The organism is Pseudomonas cavernicola (assembly GCF_003596405.1).
Taxonomy (GTDB): domain Bacteria; phylum Pseudomonadota; class Gammaproteobacteria; order Pseudomonadales; family Pseudomonadaceae; genus Aquipseudomonas; species Aquipseudomonas cavernicola.
In genome coordinates, this window is sequence record NZ_QYUR01000002.1 from 2,348,557 (window position 1) to 2,366,824 (window position 18,268).

Annotated in this window: 17 protein-coding genes and 3 tRNA genes; 4 read left to right on the forward strand and 16 right to left on the reverse strand. The window is 61.0% G+C overall.

From position 1 onward, the window contains the following. Positions 1 to 85 precede the first annotated feature (85 nt). Positions 86 to 2,122, reverse strand: coding sequence for an NADPH-dependent 2,4-dienoyl-CoA reductase (locus tag D3879_RS11210; RefSeq protein WP_119954321.1), 2,037 nt, complete (start codon positions 2,120 to 2,122; stop codon positions 86 to 88). Positions 2,123 to 2,343: 221 nt separating this feature from the next. Between D3879_RS11210 and D3879_RS11215 the strand changes: the two genes are divergently transcribed. Beyond that, positions 2,344 to 3,474, forward strand: a complete 1,131-nt coding sequence (locus tag D3879_RS11215; protein ID WP_119954322.1) for a carbon-nitrogen hydrolase family protein — start codon at positions 2,344 to 2,346, stop codon at positions 3,472 to 3,474. Between the two features lie 4 nt (positions 3,475 to 3,478). Then, positions 3,479 to 4,516, forward strand: coding sequence for an AraC family transcriptional regulator (locus tag D3879_RS11220; protein ID WP_119954323.1), 1,038 nt, complete (start codon positions 3,479 to 3,481; stop codon positions 4,514 to 4,516). A 250-nt stretch (positions 4,517 to 4,766) separates the two neighbouring features. Here D3879_RS11220 and D3879_RS11225 read toward each other — a convergent pair. The 12 genes from D3879_RS11225 to gspE all read right to left on the reverse strand — a co-directional run bounded on the left by D3879_RS11225 (position 4,767) and on the right by gspE (position 12,788). Beyond that, a tRNA-Asp gene (locus D3879_RS11225) sits at positions 4,767 to 4,843 on the reverse strand. Between the two features lie 106 nt (positions 4,844 to 4,949). Then, positions 4,950 to 5,026, reverse strand: a tRNA-Asp gene (locus D3879_RS11230). A gap of 35 nt (positions 5,027 to 5,061) precedes the next feature. Next, positions 5,062 to 5,137: transfer RNA gene (locus tag D3879_RS11235), tRNA-Val, on the reverse strand. Positions 5,138 to 5,407: 270 nt separating this feature from the next. Next, positions 5,408 to 5,932, reverse strand: a complete 525-nt coding sequence (locus D3879_RS11240) for a type II secretion system protein M (RefSeq protein ID WP_119954324.1) — start codon at positions 5,930 to 5,932, stop codon at positions 5,408 to 5,410. A gap of 2 nt (positions 5,933 to 5,934) precedes the next feature. Next, complete coding sequence (gene gspL / locus D3879_RS11245; RefSeq protein WP_119954325.1) at positions 5,935 to 7,074, reverse strand: type II secretion system protein GspL; 1,140 nt, start codon at positions 7,072 to 7,074, stop codon at positions 5,935 to 5,937. Then, the gene (gspK, locus tag D3879_RS11250) at positions 7,071 to 8,042 is read right to left on the reverse strand and encodes a type II secretion system minor pseudopilin GspK (RefSeq protein ID WP_119954326.1); all 972 of its coding nucleotides are present in this window, start codon (positions 8,040 to 8,042) and stop codon (positions 7,071 to 7,073) included. The genes gspL and gspK overlap by 4 nt, the downstream gene beginning before the upstream one ends. After that, positions 8,039 to 8,722, reverse strand: a complete 684-nt coding sequence (gene gspJ, locus D3879_RS11255; protein ID WP_119954327.1) for a type II secretion system minor pseudopilin GspJ — start codon at positions 8,720 to 8,722, stop codon at positions 8,039 to 8,041. Before gspJ ends, gspK begins: the two co-directional genes overlap by 4 nt. Next, positions 8,719 to 9,108, reverse strand: a complete 390-nt coding sequence (gene gspI / locus D3879_RS11260; protein WP_119954328.1) for a type II secretion system minor pseudopilin GspI — start codon at positions 9,106 to 9,108, stop codon at positions 8,719 to 8,721. Before gspI ends, gspJ begins: the two co-directional genes overlap by 4 nt. Further along, positions 9,105 to 9,641: a type II secretion system minor pseudopilin GspH gene (gene gspH, locus D3879_RS11265; RefSeq protein WP_119954329.1), complete on the reverse strand. Its 537-nt coding sequence runs from the start codon at positions 9,639 to 9,641 to the stop codon at positions 9,105 to 9,107. The genes gspI and gspH overlap by 4 nt, the downstream gene beginning before the upstream one ends. Before the next feature lie 6 nt (positions 9,642 to 9,647). Further along, entirely contained in the window at positions 9,648 to 10,034 is a 387-nt protein-coding gene (gene gspG, locus D3879_RS11270) for a type II secretion system major pseudopilin GspG (RefSeq protein WP_238474244.1), read from the reverse strand. A 49-nt stretch (positions 10,035 to 10,083) separates the two neighbouring features. Beyond that, positions 10,084 to 11,301, reverse strand: coding sequence for a GspF family T2SS innner membrane protein variant XcpS (gene xcpS, locus D3879_RS11275; RefSeq protein WP_119954331.1), 1,218 nt, complete (start codon positions 11,299 to 11,301; stop codon positions 10,084 to 10,086). Then, positions 11,301 to 12,788, reverse strand: coding sequence for a type II secretion system ATPase GspE (gspE, locus tag D3879_RS11280; protein WP_119954332.1), 1,488 nt, complete (start codon positions 12,786 to 12,788; stop codon positions 11,301 to 11,303). Before gspE ends, xcpS begins: the two co-directional genes overlap by 1 nt. Before the next feature lie 322 nt (positions 12,789 to 13,110). Between gspE and D3879_RS11285 the strand changes: the two genes are divergently transcribed. Then, entirely contained in the window at positions 13,111 to 13,683 is a 573-nt protein-coding gene (locus tag D3879_RS11285; RefSeq protein ID WP_119954948.1) for a type II secretion system protein N, read from the forward strand. A gap of 4 nt (positions 13,684 to 13,687) precedes the next feature. After that, on the forward strand, positions 13,688 to 15,655 hold the full coding sequence (gene gspD, locus D3879_RS11290) for a type II secretion system secretin GspD (RefSeq protein WP_119954333.1): 1,968 nt from the start codon (positions 13,688 to 13,690) through the stop codon (positions 15,653 to 15,655). Positions 15,656 to 15,736: 81 nt separating this feature from the next. Here gspD and D3879_RS11295 read toward each other — a convergent pair whose 3' ends face one another. The 3 genes from D3879_RS11295 to D3879_RS11305 all read right to left on the reverse strand — a co-directional run bounded on the left by D3879_RS11295 (position 15,737) and on the right by D3879_RS11305 (position 18,228). Further along, entirely contained in the window at positions 15,737 to 15,982 is a 246-nt protein-coding gene (locus tag D3879_RS11295; RefSeq protein WP_119954334.1) for a GlsB/YeaQ/YmgE family stress response membrane protein, read from the reverse strand. Between the two features lie 261 nt (positions 15,983 to 16,243). Then, complete coding sequence (locus D3879_RS11300; protein ID WP_238474222.1) at positions 16,244 to 17,005, reverse strand: SDR family oxidoreductase; 762 nt, start codon at positions 17,003 to 17,005, stop codon at positions 16,244 to 16,246. Positions 17,006 to 17,016: 11 nt separating this feature from the next. Continuing rightward, positions 17,017 to 18,228: an O-succinylhomoserine sulfhydrylase gene (locus tag D3879_RS11305; protein ID WP_119954336.1), complete on the reverse strand. Its 1,212-nt coding sequence runs from the start codon at positions 18,226 to 18,228 to the stop codon at positions 17,017 to 17,019. Positions 18,229 to 18,268 lie beyond the last annotated feature (40 nt).

Genomic DNA, 18,268 nt, shown 5'->3' on the forward strand with positions numbered 1-18,268 from the left:
TGCGTACCCCTGATGAAAAGCCTGAAGACCAACAATTAAGCCGTCATACCCACTTTCGCGGGCATGACGGTTTATGCAGAAAGTCTTAGAGTTCAGCCGCTAGACGCGAACCCTGATTGATCGCCCGCTTGGCATCCAATTCAGCCGCTACATCGGCGCCGCCGATCAAGTGCACGCGCTGTCCTGCCGCCACCAGACCGTCCTGCAGCTCACGCAGTGGATCCTGGCCGGCGCAGATGATCACGGTATCCACCGGCAGCACTTGTGGCTCACCCTCGGCGATACGGATATGCAGGCCAGCGGCATCGATCTTCAGGTACTCGACGCTATTGAGCATCTGCACGTTCTTGTTTTTCAGACCGGCGCGATGAATCCAGCCAGTGGTTTTACCCAAGCCGTCGCCGACCTTGGATTTTTTCCGTTGCAGCAGAAACACCTGGCGCGCCGGTGCATGTGGTTCGGCCTTGATGCCCGCAACCCCACCACGGGCCTCCAAATCGGCGTCGATCCCCCACTCCTTCCAGAAGGCTTCGCGGTTCTGACTGGTGGCTTCGCCTTGGTGCACGATGAACTCGGAAACGTCGAAGCCGATGCCGCCTGCCCCGATCACCGCAACGTTCTGCCCGACTGGTTTGCGTTCGAGGATGGCATCCAGGTAGCTAATCACTTTCGGGCTGTCGACACCGGGAATGTCCGGAGTGCGCGGCGCGATACCAGTCGCCAGGATGATCTCGTCATAGCCACCCTTCGCCAGTTCAGCGGCATTTACCCGAGTGTTCAAACGCAGGTCGACTCCGGTGGTTTCCAACTTGCGCTTGAAGTAGCGCAGGGTCTCGAAGAACTCTTCCTTGCCCGGCACACGCTTGGCCACGTTGAACTGACCACCGATCTCGCTAGCGGAATCGAACAAGGTCACCTGATGACCACGCTCAGCCGCTACGGTGGCAGCGGACAATCCGGCCGGGCCGGCGCCGACCACGGCAATTTTCTTCACCGCCTGGGTAGGGATGTAGTTAAGTTCGGTTTCATGGCAGGCCCGTGGGTTGACCAGGCAACTGGTCAGCTTGCCGCCAAAGGTGTGATCCAGACAGGCCTGGTTGCAACCGATGCAGGTGTTGATCTCATCGCTGCGACCTTCGGCAGCCTTGTTGACGAAGTCTGGGTCGGCAAGGAACGGACGGGCCATGGAAACCATGTCGGCGTCGCCTTCGGCCAGCACCTGCTCGGCGACTTCCGGGGTATTGATGCGGTTGGTGGTGATCAGCGGGATGCTGATTTCGCCACGTAGTTTGGCGGTGACCTTGGTGAACGCGGCGCGCGGCACCTTGGTGGCGATGGTCGGAATACGCGCTTCGTGCCAGCCGATGCCGGTATTGATCAAGGTCGCGCCAGCCTTCTCGATGGCTTTGGCGAGCAGAACGATCTCGTCCCAGGTGCTGCCGCCTTCCACCAGATCGAGCATCGACAGGCGATAAATGATGATGAAGTTCGCCCCAACCGCCTCACGCACGCGGCGGACGATTTCCACCGGCAGGCGCATGCGGTTCTCGTAGCTGCCGCCCCAGCGGTCAGTGCGCTGGTTGGTGTGCGCGGCGAGGAATTGGTTAATGAAATAACCTTCCGAGCCCATGATTTCGACGCCGTCGTAGCCGGCCACCTGGGCCAGACTGGAACAGCTGACAAAATCCTTGATCTGCTGCTCGATGCCTTCCTCGTCCAGCTCTTTCGGCTTGAACGGATTGATCGGCGCCTGGATGGCGCTGGGTGCCACTGATTTCGGGCTATAGGCATAACGGCCAGCGTGGAGAATCTGCATGCAGATCTTGCCGCCCGCCTCGTGCACCGCCCGGGTGACGATCTTGTGCTTATCCGCCTCTTCCTGAGTGGTCAATTTGGCCGCACCGGAATACACCCCGCCTTCGACGTTCGGGCCAATACCGCCGGTGACCATTAGGCCGACGCCACCACGGGCACGCTCGGCGAAATAGGCGGCCATGCGTTCAAAGCCACCCGGTTTCTCTTCCAGGCCGGTGTGCATGGAGCCCATCAGGGTACGGTTGCGCAAGGTGGTGAAACCCAGGTCAAGCGGGGCCAACAGGTGCGGATAGTGAGCGGCGGTCATAGGAGCTCCACGACAAGCAGTGTGTTCACGGGATGCCGCGGCCTCAGTACCGATTGTTTTCGGCGCAGGGCAGCGATCAGTTATGCAGCAGACGATAAAGAGCTACCGAACCCCGCTCAATGATCCAAAGTTACAAGTTATTGATCGAAACGAGCAGCACGACTTGGCAAGCGCAGCCCACCGCCCTACCCTAGACATTGAATCCCGCACACGTTTTCCTCATGCGCAAACTACTCAGCCTCGCCGTCATCACCCTCCTGATCGCCGCCATCAGCGTTTATGCCGTGTGGACCGAGCTACGTCCGAGCGGCCATTACCTGTCTGACCTGCGCAGCCAGGTCGCGCTCAACCAGGGTCAGCCTAGCGAGCGAGGCAACCTGCTCGGCATCCAGCCAGAACTGTTCTCCGGCGATTACCAGAGTGTCGAACTGCTGCACCTGAAACTCGCCGCCTACCTGGAAAAGGCCCGCAACGAAGGCCTACTCAACCGCAAAACCATCGCCGTTCTACCGGAACACATTGGCACCTGGCTGATCGCGAGTGGCGAAAAGGCCGAGGTTTATCAGGCCAACACGGTGAGGGAAGCCATGGTATGGCTAGCCGCCAGCCATCCATTGCAACTCGCCCGCGCCCTGCTCGCCGCGCAAGGCGAGGATCGTCTGACTGACGCACTGTTCCGTATGAAGGGCAAGGCCATGGCTCGTGACTACCAAACCTTGTTTGGCGGCCTGGCCAAGGAGTTCGGCATCACCCTCGTAGCCGGCTCGATTGTGCTGCCCGAGCCGCGCGTGGAGAACGGCGCCCTGATGGTCGGCACTGGCCCGCTGTACAACATCAGCCTGGTGTTCGGTAGCGATGGCACGCCACTCGGCCAGCCACAGCGCAAAATCTTCCCTATTCGCGACGAACAAGACTTTACCGCCGCCGCCCCGACTGCTGCGCTGCAGGTGGTGGATACTCCAGCCGGGCGCCTGGGTGTGCTGATCTGCACCGACAGCTGGTACCCGGCCAGTTACGCCGAACTGGCCCGCAGCGGTGTTGAGCTGTTGGCCGTACCGGCGTTTCTCACCGGCAATGGCAATTGGTCGAAGCCTTGGGCCGGCTACAACGGGGCCTCGGCGCCAGCCGACGTCAGCCTGAAACCCGGCGAATTGAGCGAAGGGGAAGCCTGGCAGCGGCTGGCCATGGCCACTCGCCTCTCCAGCAGCGGCGCCCAGGCGGGCATCACCGTCTTTCTGCGCGGTCAGTTGTGGGATTTGGGCAGCGACGGCCAAAGTTTGCTCGCCACCCCCAGCCAACACAGCCTGGCCAGCGACGGCCGCGGCGCCCGTTTGATCAACCTCTGGCTGTAGGCCGATGAAACCCACGCGAGTACGACTTGGCGACCTCTCAGTCGGTTTCGTCCACAGCCTGGCCGAGGCCGTACGCACGCTTGAGCAAGACCCCGCGCCGCTGCTCGACCAATATGGCCTGGATGCAGCGCGCCTGGCCGAGCCACGCGCCAGGCTGTCGATCCCGCGTTATATGCGCCTGGGGCACGCCGCGATTCAGTTGACTGGCGACCCCAGCCTAGGCTTGTTGATGGGTCAACTGAACCGACTCAGCCAAGTTGGCCTGGCCGGCGTCACTGCCGCCCAAGCCCCGACTGTGCGGGAGGCCGCCCGCGCACTGATTCGCTTTGAACCGTTGTACGCCTACAACTATCGCGGCCAGTCGAGCTTGCACGAGGATGCGCAAGGCGCCTGGCTACGCTTTTACTCGATCAACCCGTACAACGCCTACAACCGCTTTGTCGTGGACTCGGTGCTGGCCAGTTGGACCTGCCAACTGAGCAGCTTGGCCGGGCAAAAACTGAACGTCGAAAAGGTCGAAATCGAATTCCCTGCCCCCAGCTACACCGAGCGCTACGCCGAAGTGTTCGGCTGTCCGCTGGAATTTGGTGCCAGCGTTAATCAGCTGCGCCTGAACCAGGCCAACCTGGCATTGCGCAACCCCGAACACTGTCCGAGCACTTGGCGCCATCTGCTGGAAATCTGCGAGCGCGAACTGGAACAACTGACCCGCACCCGCAGCCTGCGCGAGCGCATCAGCCAACTGCTCGGCCCACTGCTGCATGGGCGTGAGCCCGATCTGGAAGAGGTTGCGACACGCCTACAGCTCCCCACCTGGACGCTGCGACGCAAGTTGGCGGAAGAAGGCACGCAGTACCGCGCGATTCTCAACGACACCCGCCGCGATCTGGCGATGGCCTATATCCGCGACACCGAATTGGCCTTTGGCGAGATTGCCTATCTACTCGGCTTCGCCTCGGCGGAAGCCTTTCAGCGCGCGTTCAAACGCTGGAGCGGGCAGACCCCTGGCGAATTCCGCCGTGCTCAACGGCAAACAGGTTAACCGCCCCTGGTCACAACTCCGTGGCGTCTTCCACAGGTTCAGCGGGATCTTCTTGCTCGCCAGCACGGTATTCGAGGAGCTCTTCTTGATACTCGTCCATTGGGTTTATCTCTCGATCTGAAGATATGAGCCTAACAAAGACCATAGCAAACAGCTTAAAGATCCCAGATGAACAACAAATGAAACAAAATCCGAAATATCGCAGGCAATAAAAAGCCCCTAGGCTTTTCAACCTAAGGGCTTTCTAAGATGGCGCAGCGGACGGGACTCGAACCCGCGACCCCCGGCGTGACAGGCCGGTATTCTAACCGACTGAACTACCGCTGCGTGTCGGTTGGACTTGCGTCCAATAGAACTCTTCAAAGCGTCTGACCAGCTAAACCCTGTAGGGCTTTACCAATCTCAGGCCGACCGTAATCGAACCTGGAAAATATGGCGCAGCGGACGGGACTCGAACCCGCGACCCCCGGCGTGACAGGCCGGTATTCTAACCGACTGAACTACCGCTGCGCGTCGGTCGGACTTGCGTCCGAAATTCACAAGAGTGGTGGGTGATGACGGGATCGAACCGCCGACCCTCTGCTTGTAAGGCAGATGCTCTCCCAGCTGAGCTAATCACCCGCTGCTTGCGAGGCGCGAAATCTACGCGTGAGGCGCACCTAAGTCAACACCCTACATAGAGTTTTTCTTCAAAGAGGGTTTTCTATCGGCAGCCTTCGACTTTACCCCGGACTGCCCGCATGCCGGCTCAAGGCCAGGCTGTGGAATTGAAAAACTCCCGGCATCCCCCGGCAGAGACCGCACTCTGCTTGTCGCTCACGGGGATAGCATCGATGAAGATGCCCAGGACTGCGACACCAACGCGGCGCCAGCGACACTGACCCAGCTCAGTCAATGCGCCACGCGCAACATCAGGCGCGCGGCGACCCGACCATCTTCGTCACGATCCAAACCCGCCTCATCAATCCGCACCCCCTGCCCTTCGAGCAAGGCAAACCAGCGCAACAGCTGGGCAAAAGGTGCCGGCTGCAGGCTAACCTGTAGGCCGCCATCGCCCTCAGTATCCAAACGCTCCACCGCCAAGTTCTGCTGCGCTGCACTGGCGGTAATCAGACCTTGCAGATTTGCTGGATCCAGGCTGACTTTGGGTTTGCTGTGCAGCTCACGAGCCAAAGGTGCCCGCGCCTGCAGGTAGGCACTCAGCTCGCGCTGCTGCTCGTAAGCACTGCGCGCGGCAATCAGGCGTTGCTCGGCTGGGCGCCAGAGACTCAGATACAGCAGCAGCGCCAGCAAAAACAACACCAGCAGACTCAACGCCAGACGCTCGCGAGGAATAAGCGCGCGCCAGCGTTGTAACAGCACGGAACGCTCCAGTTGCGCCGAGAAAAGATTTTTCAATGCACTCAAACCGCTCATCCTTAGCCTCCAATCACCAAGCGAGCACTAACCCCAGTCGCTTCACGGCTGGCTGAACCCAACTGCACCACCAGCCCAGCTGCGATCAAGCGCTCACGCAACCGCTCCAGTGCATCGAAACCCGGCGCCTGCACCTGCAGCGCCAAGTCGCCGCGGCTGTCACTGAAGTCCAACTGCTGCACACGCACCTGCGCGCCTTCGGCAATCAGCGCTCCGGTTGCCTGACCGAGCAGATTGAGCAGGCGACTCTGACCACCAGCAGCACCTTCGGCCAAGTGCTGGTCGAACTGGGTACGCAGGTTGACCAGCTTATTGTCCTCAGGAAACAGCTCGCGATAGAGCGCCACATTGGACGCGGCATAAGCCTCGCTCTCGTGCTGCAATTGCCAGCTCTGCGCCAAATTGAAGCCCCATTGCAGCACCAGCCACAGGCCAACCAAGCCCAGCACCGGACGCCAGCGCAGCCAATCCTCCGCCGACTCAGGCGGTGCGAACTCGCCTTGGGCCAGGTTGCAGCCAGCGGACTGACTGGCCAGCCATAGATGGAGATCCGGCTCGCGCTGACACTCGACAATCCCTGCCGGCAGCGCCTGCTCCGGCGGGGCAAAGGCCATGTGCGGTAGTGGACAGACCGGCGCCAATGACGGCCAATCCTCACTTACCAGCGCCATGCGCGTCAGCGTGGCGCCGCCGAGCAACCAACGCTCATCCAGCCAGAGCAATTGCGTGCCCTGCACCGGTAGCAGATCCGCGTCGACCTGAATCGTCGCCGGCCGGGCTTCCGCGCACAGCGTCAACCAGTCCGCCAGCCAGCTACGGCGCACGGCGAACACCCGATGCCGACCGTCCGCCAACTGCTCGCCCAGGGCCAGATGCAGGTGCTCGACCTCTTCAGCCAGCAACTCCTCCACCGCAAACGGTAAGGCCTGACGTAACCAACGGGACTTCTGCGTCGGCAGTTGCACAACACAGCTGGTCACCGCCTCCACCGGCAGCACCAGGCGCCAGGGCGCGCTCAACTCCGCCACGGCAGCGGCAAAGGCTAGCTGCGTGCGGACGCCCGCCTGCACGCGGCACACTTCCAGTTCAGGATCAGCCCCCACACAGGCGGCCGGCGGCAGAAAGATACACACCTGACTCATTGATCGGACTCCTCAATCGGCGCTGGCGCCAAACCAGCCTGCCCTAAATCACGGGCCAGTATCCGTACGCGACCATCTTCACCACGGTGCAAACTGCTCACCAGGACCTGACGACGATCAGCTACTCGAACCTCGCTGACCACCTGAAAATATTGGCTGCCTACGGCCAAACCCTGCCCCGTCACACCGAGCCCGGCCAATGCCGGCTGCCCGAGAAAGCTCTCCAGGCTGCGAAAACCCTCGCTGCCCCGCGCCGCCAGCAGACCTTGCGCAACGCTTGGCGTCAAACCATCTGCCAGGCTAGAAAGTACCAAGGCACTGGCGGTATTGACGTTTAGCGTAGCGTCTTCGGGTAACGCGCTGACATAGGGCAACAGCCGCCGGTAATCGGTCTCACTCATCCCCAATAACAGACGCAGTTCAGAGACATCGCTCAGCAGTTGATTAGCCGCTCGGTAGGCGGGCTTTGCCAGCAGATATTGATTGTCCTCCGCGCCATAGGCACCACTCGGCTCCTGATCGATATCCAGCCAGTCCTGCAAGCGCTCGGCATAGGGCTGCTCAATCTCCAGGCGGAGCAATAAGCGGCTAAACTGTGCCACCGCAGCTTCATCGACCTGACGCTGGCGCACCAGACTGTTGAGATTAAACCGCCCACTCGGGTCCTCGATACGCACCCGCAACTCACCCCCTTCATCCAGCTTAAAGGGCGCCTGGGTTCGCGCCCATGCCTCACCCAAGTAATCCACCGGCTGGCGCGGATCACCCTGGCGCAAGTCGCGCAGCAGGAGCGCTTTGGCTAACGTTTCGCCACCCAAGGCGTAATGCCAGGCCTGACGCGCACTCAACAAGTTGGCACTGCTACGAATAGCCAACTGCTGGCGCGCGATCAGTCCGGCACAGACCACCGTCACTACGGCCACCACCAGCAGCACCGTGATCAAGGCGACCCCCCTTTGGCGCTTCATGAACCGGCCTCCGGCTCAGCTTCGGGGGCTTGTTCTCCACCACCGCCAGCGTCGTTCTGGTCCGCGTCTTTAGGCATGTCCGGCAAGCGCAAGACACGCCGTAGCTGACCATAACGACGATGCGCCAGCACCAACTCGACAGCCTTAGGCAGCTGCTGCAGACGCTTATCGTCAGCGCCTTCGGCCGGCGGCCAGCTCTCCAGCCAGCGCCCCTCGCGATCCATATAACGCACTGCAAAGTGGGTGACACCGTCCAGCGCCTGCTGCACACGCGGCTGGCTGTCCTGGGCCTGATCCAACACCGTCCAGTAGCGTCGCTGCCACTGCTCGCCACTCAACTCCCAGCGGACCCGCTGTAAGCGCGAACGTGGCGCGCCCATGGGGTTGCGCCAGCCATTACGGGTGAACTCCAGTGCCGGGTGATCACCATCCTCTCCGAGCAGGGCGGCACGTGGCTCACCAAACGGATCACGCACCGGCCGCGCCACTACCTGCAGCACGTCGCGCTCTAAAGCCGCCATGGCGCGGATCAACTCGCGTAATTGCTGCTCTTGAACTCGTGTCGCAGTGTCGGTGCGCAGCACGCTGTTGAGCATGCGGTAAGTACCCAACCCCAGCAGGGCAAAGATCGCGATGGCAATCAGCAATTCCAACAGTGTGAAACCCGCGGAGCGCCTCATGGCTCAGCTCCGAGGAATCCGGTCAGGCTCAATACCGCACGCTCTTTTAGCTCGCCACGGGCGCCGCGCTCACCGCTCAGCGCCACCCAGAGCGTGACCCGGCGCATCGTCGGCTCACTGGTTGACTCAATCAGGCTAAGCCATTCCCAGTGTCGCCCGGCGTAGTCCAGCTTACCTTGCGCGCGACCATCGGCCGGCGGCGTTTCTGCCAGTTGCAGCTCGCTCAAACGATTATCGGCAATCCACATGGCCAGGGTCTTGTCTTCCAGGCGCGCGGCCGTTTGCAAGCTACGCGAACTGGCGGTCAGCACGCTGGCCGCGACCAAGGCGAAAATGGCCAGCGCCACCAACACCTCAAGCAAGGTGAAACCCCGTGCGGGCTTCATCCTGGTCGCCCTTTGAGCAATTCAACCTCGACTTTGGGCAGACGAAAGCCATCGCTGGACATTTGCAGTTGCAAGCCATCTTTGCGCCGCTCAGCCAGGCGCAGGCGAAAAGGACTGAGCTCGCCGCTCGAGAGGATCAGTAGCTGCGGGACAGCGGTTTTTGCTTTTTTATCGTCATCAGCAGCAGCGGGGGCCGGCAAGCTCAAGGCTTCGCCATCCAACTCAAAGCTCAGCACCGCCCAACTCGGCAAGCGGTGAGGCGCCTTATCCACCGCCAGCCATTTGCCCTTGATTTCGTCGTAGCGCAGCACTTGATAGGCCTCGGGGCTGAGCAGTAGACCGTATTCGTGGTTGTCCAACACTGCTTCGTCGGCCAACACACCGATCAAGCCGGTCAGACGCTCCGCCTCGTTGCTCAGCTCCCGCGCGGGCCCCGCAATACCGCTGCTGAGCACGGCCAACCCGACCAAGCTGCCGAGGATCACCAGCACGACGAGCAGCTCGATCAGCGTGAATCCCCGCGAGCGGCGCATCGCGACTCACAGATCCCAGTTGCCGATATCGGCATCGTGGTCGCTGCCGCCTTCCTTACCGTCGCCCCCCAGGGAATACAGATCGAAAGGACCTTTGGTGCCCGGCGCCAGGTATTGATAGGGATTGCCCCAAGGATCGACCGGCATCCGCTTGAGGTAGCCGTCTTTATTCCAATTCTTCGCCGGAGGGCTGCCCGAAGGTTTTGTCACCAGGGCTTCGAGTCCTTGCTGGGTGTTCGGATAGGCATAATTGTCCAGCTTGTACATATCCAGCGCGGCGGAGATTGCCTTGATATCGCCCTTGGCCACAGTAACCTTGGCCTGATCCGGGCGGCTCATTACCTGCGGGACGATCAGGGCCGCGAGGATCCCGAGGATCACCACCACCACCATGATTTCGATCAGGGTAAAACCCTGTTGCTTGCGCACGTACTCCACTTGTTTACCCCACCAGTTGGTTCAACGACAAAATCGGCAGGAGGATGGCCAGTACGATCAACAGCACCACCACCCCCATGAATACCAGCATGAACGGCTCGAACAGGCCGACCAGCAAGGCGACCTGGGCGCCCAGATCATTCTCCTGATTGCGCGCGGTACGCGCGAGCATCTGATCCAGCTCGCCAGAGCGCTCACCACTGGCAATCATATGCAACATCATCGGCGGAAACTGTCCACTGGCCTCCAGTGCGCGAGTCAGGCTGCCGCCTTCACGAACCTTCTGCGCGGCCAACACCACTTCGGCACGAATCACTCGGTTGGCAATCACCTGTGCGCCGATGCCGAGGGCTTCGACCAAAGGCACGCCACTCTGGGTGAGGATCGCCAGGGTCGAGGCGAAACGCGCGCAGTCGGTCGCTCGCACCAATCGTCCGGCTAAAGGCACGCGCAGCAGAAAGCCATGCCAACGCTGCTTGACCTGCTCATCGCGCAACGCCCAGCGCAGCCCAAAGCCACCAGCGAGCAGCAGCAATATCATCAGCCAGCCCCAGGTTTTAACCACGTCACTGAGCGCAATCAAACCGCGTGTCAACACTGGCAAGGTCTGCCCGGAGTCGACAAACACTCGCACCACATCCGGCACCACATAGCCCAGGAGAAAGCCGACGATGGCCAGCGAGGTGACCATCAGGATCAGCGGATACAGCAAGGCCAGCTGAATCTTCTGCCGCGACTGTTGGCGCTGCTCGGTGTAATCCGCCAGTTGCTCCAATACCGGGCCCAAATGGCCGGCGTGCTCACCGGCAGCCACGGTGGCGCGGTACAACTCAGGAAAGGCCGCTGGGAACTCTTTCAGGCTAGCGGCCAGACTATGGCCCTCCAGCACTCTGGCGCGCACGGCGAGCAGCATCGCCTCGATACGTGGCGCGGTGGATTGCGCAGCGGCGGCGCGCAAGGCCTCTTCAATCGGCAACCCAGCCTGAATCAGGGTCGCCAGCTGCCGGGTCACTAGCGCCAGATCGCGTGCGGAAAGCCCGCGAACGAAGCTGAAATGCCCATCGTTACTGGCTTGCTCGCGAGTGCGGGTAGCCTTCACATGCAATGGCGCCAACTGCCGCTCACGCAGCAACTGCCGCACTTGGCGTGCGCTGTCGGCCTCCAGAACGCCTTTCTGCTGACGCCCTTTGCCGTCAAGGGCGAGGTACTCGAAAGCAGCCATTACTCTTCCCGTGTCACACGCAGTACTTCTTCCAGGGTAGTAGTCCCCTCCAGCACCTTACGCCGACCATCCTCACGAATGCTCGGCCCAAAGCTGCGCGCATGCCGGGTCATCTCCTGTTCGGAAGCGGCGTTATGCACCAAGGTGCGCAGGTGATCATCGAACACCACCAATTCATAAATACCGGTACGCCCGCGGTAGCCCTGCTGTTTGCACTCGGCGCAGCCACGAGCATGCTCGATCAGCGGCGGTTGCGCACTATCGACCCCCAGCAGCGCACACTCCGCGGCATCCGCTGGGTAGGCCTCTTTGCAGTGTGGACAGAGCACACGCACCAGACGCTGGGCGAGTACCCCCAACAGCGAAGACGACAACAGGAACGGCTCGACGCCCATATCTACCAACCGGGTAATGGCGCCGATGGCGCTGTTGGTATGCAGGGTGGAAAGCACCAAGTGACCGGTCAGCGAGGCCTGCACGGCGATCTCCGCGGTTTCCTTGTCGCGAATTTCGCCGACCATCACCACGTCCGGGTCCTGACGCAAAATAGCGCGCAAGCCGCGAGCGAAGGTCATATCGACCTTGGGATTGACCTGGGTTTGGCCAATGCCTTCCAGGTGATATTCGATCGGGTCTTCGACCGTGAGAATGTTCCGCGTACGGTCGTTGAGGCTGACCAAGCTGGCGTACAGCGTGGTGGTCTTACCTGAGCCTGTGGGGCCGGTGACCAGCAGAATACCGTGAGGTTTGCGCACGGTTTCTTCCATCAGCTTGCGGTCACGCGCGCACATGCCCAGATGCTGCAGCGACAGGCGCCCCGCCTGTTTATCGAGCAAGCGCAGTACCACCCGCTCGCCATTCGCCGAAGGCAGGGTGGACACTCGGATATCCACTTCGCGCCCACCCACTCGCAGAGAAATTCGCCCGTCCTGCGGTACACGTTTCTCGGCGATATCCAGCCGCGCCATGACCTTGATCCGCGACACCAGCAGCGCCGCCAGCTCGCGCTTGGGCTCCAACACTTCACGCAAAATGCCGTCGACCCGGAAGCGTACGACCAAGCGTTTCTCGAAGGTTTCCAGGTGGATATCGGAAGCGTTTTCCTTGATTGCCTCACCGAGGATGGCGTTGATCAGGCGGATGATCGGTGCGTCATCCTCCTGCTCCATCAAATCCTCGGTTTCTGGAATCTGCTCGGCCAGAGCAGCCAGATCCATGCTGCCACCGATATCTTCGGCAAGCTGCATCGAGGCGGAATCGTGTTGGTAGGCATTGGCCAGTGCCAACTCAAAGGCATCGGTCGAAAGCGCTCGTAAGGGCAAACGCCGCCCGGCGAAACGCTGCGCCTCGACCAAAGCTGTCAATTCAACCGTGGGACGGTGCCCCAGGCAAGCCTGACCAAGCTCGACCATCAGCACTACACCGTGGCGCCTGGCGAAACTGAATGGCAACCGGCGCAGCGGCGCCTCGGCAGGGAGAGCGTTCATATTGATCGGGCCTTCAAACGGTAATCTTGAGCGAGTATCACAGGCAAATTTGACTGCTGTACGTCACGACTCCGCATTTTTTGTTGTTATAAATGTTCCCACTACGGGAGAGATCACAGCAATCTATCTTTAGCACATCAGGCTACGACTCATACACCCAAATTGGATGCGGAGCCAGGCCTGCTAACTGCTATGATCGAGCCGCGCTCAACACCACCAATAACAACAAGTTAACGGAGTGACGCCCTTGCCCTTCCTTGGATCTCAGCGCTGGCTGCAATTGCATGCCCCGACCTTAGTCGGTGCAGCGCTGGTCCTTGCCATGAGTGTCAGTTTAGCGTGGCAAACTACCGACTGGTTGCGCCTGCTGCGTGCTCCGGCCCACTCCGCCAGCACTAATACCCCTGCCATGCTCGCAGCACCTGCGCTGGAACGCCTGGAACCCTTGTTCGGCCCCAGCAGCGTGGCCAGCGATGCAGCTCCACCGGCCACCAATCTGCGCCTGAGCCTGCATGGCAGCTTCGTGCACGCCGATCCGCAACGCTCTAGCGCGATCATCCAGCGCGAAGGCAGCAAACCACAGCGTTATGCCGTCGGCGCCGAATTGAACAAAGGGGTGCGCCTGCACGCTGTCTATCGCGACCGCGTGGAGCTTGAACGCAATGGCCGCCTGGAAAGCCTGCCCTTCCCCACCCGCAAGAGCAGTGCAAACAGTGTTAGCGACATCGAGTCCGCACCAGCAGAAGACCCGACCAATCAATTGTCTACGCTGCAGGAAGACAACGCCGCACAGCTGCGCGAACGCATGGACGCTCTCCGACAACAAATGGATGCAGCCGGCACACTGCCTGCTATCGAACCCAACTCAACCGAACAGCCAACGGAAAGCGACTGACACGATGCCTCCGATCCTCTCTCGCCTAACTTTCGCCCTGCTCGCCACCGGCCTGTTTGCCATTGCACTGCCGTCGAGTGCGGCGATAACACCCGCTGCAGCAAGCGCCAACCAACAGGAGGAGCGCTGGACGATCAACCTGCGGGACGCTGAAATCCGCGAGTTCATCGACCAGATCGCCGAGATCACCGGCGAGACTTTCGTCGTCGACCCTCGGGTCAAGGGTCAGGTCAGCGTGGTGTCTAAGGCGCCACTGTCGCTGAGCGAAATCTATCAGCTGTTCCTCTCGGTGATGGCCACTCACGGTTTTAGCGTGATCACTCAAGGCGATCAGGCTCGCATCGTGCCCAACGCCGAAGCCAAGGCCGAAGCCGATGGCGGCCGCGCAGCGCCAAATCGCCTGGAAACCCGCCTGATCCAGGTGCAGCACGGCTCGGCGACGGAGCTGATTCCGCTGATCCGCCCACTCGTACCGCAATACGGTCATCTGGCCGCAGTGACCTCGGCCAACGCCCTGATCATCAGCGATCGCAGCGCCAATATCGCGCGGATCGAAGACCTGATACATCAGCTCGACCAAAAGAGCGATCGCGACTACAGCGTGCTCAACTTGCAGCACGCCTGGGTGATGGATGCCGCCGAAGCACTCAATGCAACCCTCGCCCGCGGCCAGGCCAAAGGCGTCTCAGGTACTCAGGTAATCGCCGATGCACGTACCAACCGCCTGATTCTACTGGGCCCACCAGCCGCCCGCGCCAAGCTGGTGGCGCTAGCACAGTCTCTCGACACCCCCACCACGCGCTCAGCCAACACCCGTGTGATCCGCCTGCGCTATAACGATGCCAAGGCGCTGGCGCAGACCCTCGGGGAAATTTCCGAAGGGTTGAATGCTCCAGCCGCCAGCGGTGAGGGCGCCAGCCAAGCAGTCGGCAAACCGCAAAACCTCATGATTCGGGCCGACGAGAGCTTGAATGCTTTGATTCTACTGGCCGAGCCAGACGTGGTGGCGACGCTGGAAGACATCGTCCGCCAACTCGATGTGCCGCGCGCGCAAGTGTTGGTAGAAGCGGCCATCGTCGAAGTATCCGGCGATATCACCGAAGCCCTCGGCGTGCAGTGGGCAGTGGATGCCCGCGGCAACACCGGCGGGCTCGGCGCGGTCAACTTCCGCGGGACCGGACTGTCAGTCGGCTCCGTGCTGCAAGCCATACAGGACAGCAAGAATGACGTGGATAACACCATTCTGGATACCTTGCCGGACGGCGCGATCATCGGCATCGGCACCGACCACTTCGGCGCGCTGATCACCGCGTTGTCGGCCAACAGCAACAGCAACCTGCTGTCCACTCCGAGCCTTCTGACCCTGGACAACCAAAAGGCGGAAATCCTGGTCGGGCAAAACGTGCCCTTCCAGACCGGCTCCTTCACCACCGATACATCCGGGGCTGACAACCCTTTCACCACCATCGAGCGCCAGGATATCGGTGTCACCCTCAAGGTCACCCCGCATATCAACGAAGGCGCCTCCCTGCGCCTGGAGATCGAGCAGGAGATCTCCTCCATCGCCCCCGCCGCCACCCTTACCGCTCAGGCGGTGGACCTAATCACCAACAAGCGTTCGATCAAGAGCACCATCCTCGCCGATGACGGCCAGGTCATAGTGCTCGGCGGACTGATTCAGGACGACATCACCAAGACCGACTCAAAAGTCCCGCTGCTGGGCGATATCCCCTTCCTGGGCCGGCTGTTCCGCTCGACCAGAGACCAGCACGTCAAGCGCAACCTGATGGTCTTTCTACGCCCCAGCGTGATCCGCGACGGTGCCGGCCTGGCGGCCCTGTCCGGGAAGAAATACAGCGACATTCGCGTGCTCGGCGACCAAACCAACACGGCTCGCCCGGGGCTTCTGCCGCGCAACCCCGGAAAGCTGTTCGACGGCCATGGCGACTCGGCGATCGACCTGCGCCCATAATCGAGCCGCGCCAACAACAGGCGCATAAAAAACGGGCGGCGTGCCTTTCAGCTACGTCGCCCGTTTTTTTTAGGGTCCAGCTCAAGCTTTTTTGATCAAGCCAACGATAAACAACAGCACGACCGCACCAATCACCGCAGTGAGCAGTGAGCCAATCACCCCACCGCCTGCCGAAACACCGAGATAACGGAACAAGTGACCACCGATTACCGCGCCGACGATCCCCACCACCAGATTGCCGACCAGACCAAAACCGCCACCTTGCATCAACTTACCGGCAATCCAGCCGGCGATCGCGCCAATAATCAAGAACAGTATCAGGCTCATATGCGCCCCTTCATGTGTGGCTAGCCCTACAAGGCTAGACCTTACTGAAGCAGGTGCGCCGATGACATACATGGTATGGACACAAGGGTGCCACTAGTGGACTGAGCGGTTGATACCTATCCGGCACCTGTAGGCTGGCGTAAAGCGAAGCGACAAAATGGCAGGCAAGCCGTTTTGCACGGCTTTAGCTGCCCATAGGGCGAGTTGCATGGATGCGCCTCATGAAACCCAGCGCGGTCTGAGCGGTTGATTCGTTGACCTTCAGAGATAAATCATCTTGCGCGTCATCCCACCGTCGACCACAAACTCCTGCCCAGTGACAAAGCCGGCGTTACCCGACAAGAGCCAGGCAACCAACCCGGCGACGTCCTCGACCGTGCCCACCCGGCCGGCCGGATGCTGTGCATGCTCGAGATTGGACAACGGTGCGGTACGGCGCTCGGCAAGATCGCGCGCGTCGATCCAACCAGGGCTGACCGCGTTAACCCGAACATCTGGGCCGAGACTGGCCGCCAACGCGTGCGTCAGAGCCAGCAGGCCTCCCTTGCTGGCGGCGTAAGCTTCCGAATTCGGCTCGGACTGCTGAGTGCGGGTAGAGGTGAGATTGACGATAGAACCGTAATGCGCGCGCAGATAAGGCGCGCAATACTTGGCCAACAGTAGCGGACCGCTGAGATTGACCGCCAACACCCGATTCCACTGATTTAGCTCGAGGCTTTCCAGCGGCGGGTTATGCGGATCGGCGATGGCCGCGTTATTGATCAACGCATCAAGGCGACCGAACTGACCGAGCACTTCGGCCACCCCGACCACCACCTGGCTTTCCTGGGAGATGTCCATCGCGACGAACCAGGCGTTGTCACCCAAGGCTTTGGCCACCTTGGAACCACGCACGCGGTCGGTATCGGCCAACACCACCTGCCAACCTTCAGCGATCAGCCAAGCCGCGATGCCGAGACCTATGCCGCGCGCTGCACCGGTGACTAGCGCAACCTTGCCGTTATTCGGGGTCGCGCGCTCCACTCCCCACTCAATCACAAGGCTGCAAGACCACGCACCAAATCAGCTTTGAGGTCGGCCACATCTTCCAGACCTACGGCAACGCGGATCAGGCTGTCACGAATACCTGCAGCCGCGCGCTCTTCCGGCGATAAACGCCCATGCGAGGTGGTACTCGGGTGGGTAATGGTGGATTTGCTATCGCCCAGGTTGGCTGTGATGGAAAGCAGGCGGGTGGCATCGATAAAGCGCCAGGCACCGTCCTTGCCACCCTTCACTTCGAAACTAACCACCGCACCGAAGCCGCTCTGCTGGCGCTTGGCCAACTCGTGCTGCGGATGGCTGGGTAAACCGGCGTAGTGCACCTTCTCAATGCCGGGCTGTTGCTCCAACCACTCGGCCAAAGCTTGGGCGCCGGCACAATGGGCTTGCATCCGCAGGCGCAGGGTTTCCAGGCCTTTGAGGAACACCCAGGCATTGAACGGGCTGAGCGTCGGCCCAGCGGTACGCAGGAAACCCACGACTTCTTTCATTTGCTCACTACGGCCCGCCACTACCCCGCCCAGGCAACGCCCTTGGCCGTCGATAAACTTAGTCGCCGAGTGCACAACGATGTCCGCACCCAGGGCCAACGGCTTTTGCAGCACCGGCGTGCAGAAACAGTTGTCCACGACTAACGAGGCCCCATGGCCATGCGCCAACTCGGCCAAGGCCGCGATATCCACCAGCTCGGCTAGCGGATTGGACGGTGACTCGACGAACAGCAGCTTGGTATTGGGTTTGCAGGCTTTTTCCCAGGCCGACAGATCCGCGAGCGGCACGTAGTCGACTTGCACAGCGAAACGCTTCAGGTACTTTTCAAACAAGCTGATGGTCGAGCCAAACACACTGCGCGAAACCAGCACATGATCGCCCGCACTGCAAAGGGCCATCACCGTGGCCAGTATGGCCGACATACCGGAGGCCGTCGCGACAGCCTGTTCAGCACCTTCCAGCGCGGCGATGCGCTCTTCAAAAGCGCGCACCGTCGGGTTGGTGTAACGCGAGTAGACGTTGCCCGGCACCTCGCCAGCAAATCGCGCCGCCGCGTCCGCGGCGGTGCGAAATACATAGCTGGACGTGAAGAACAATGGCTCACCGTGTTCGCCTTCCGGCGTGCGGCGTTGACCGGCGCGTACCGCCAGGGTGTCGAAACCTACACCTTCGAGATCGCTGTCCAGCCGGCCGGCATCCCAGTCCTGTGTCATGCCGCTACTCCGTCAATTGTTTTATTGAGCACTCGTTTGA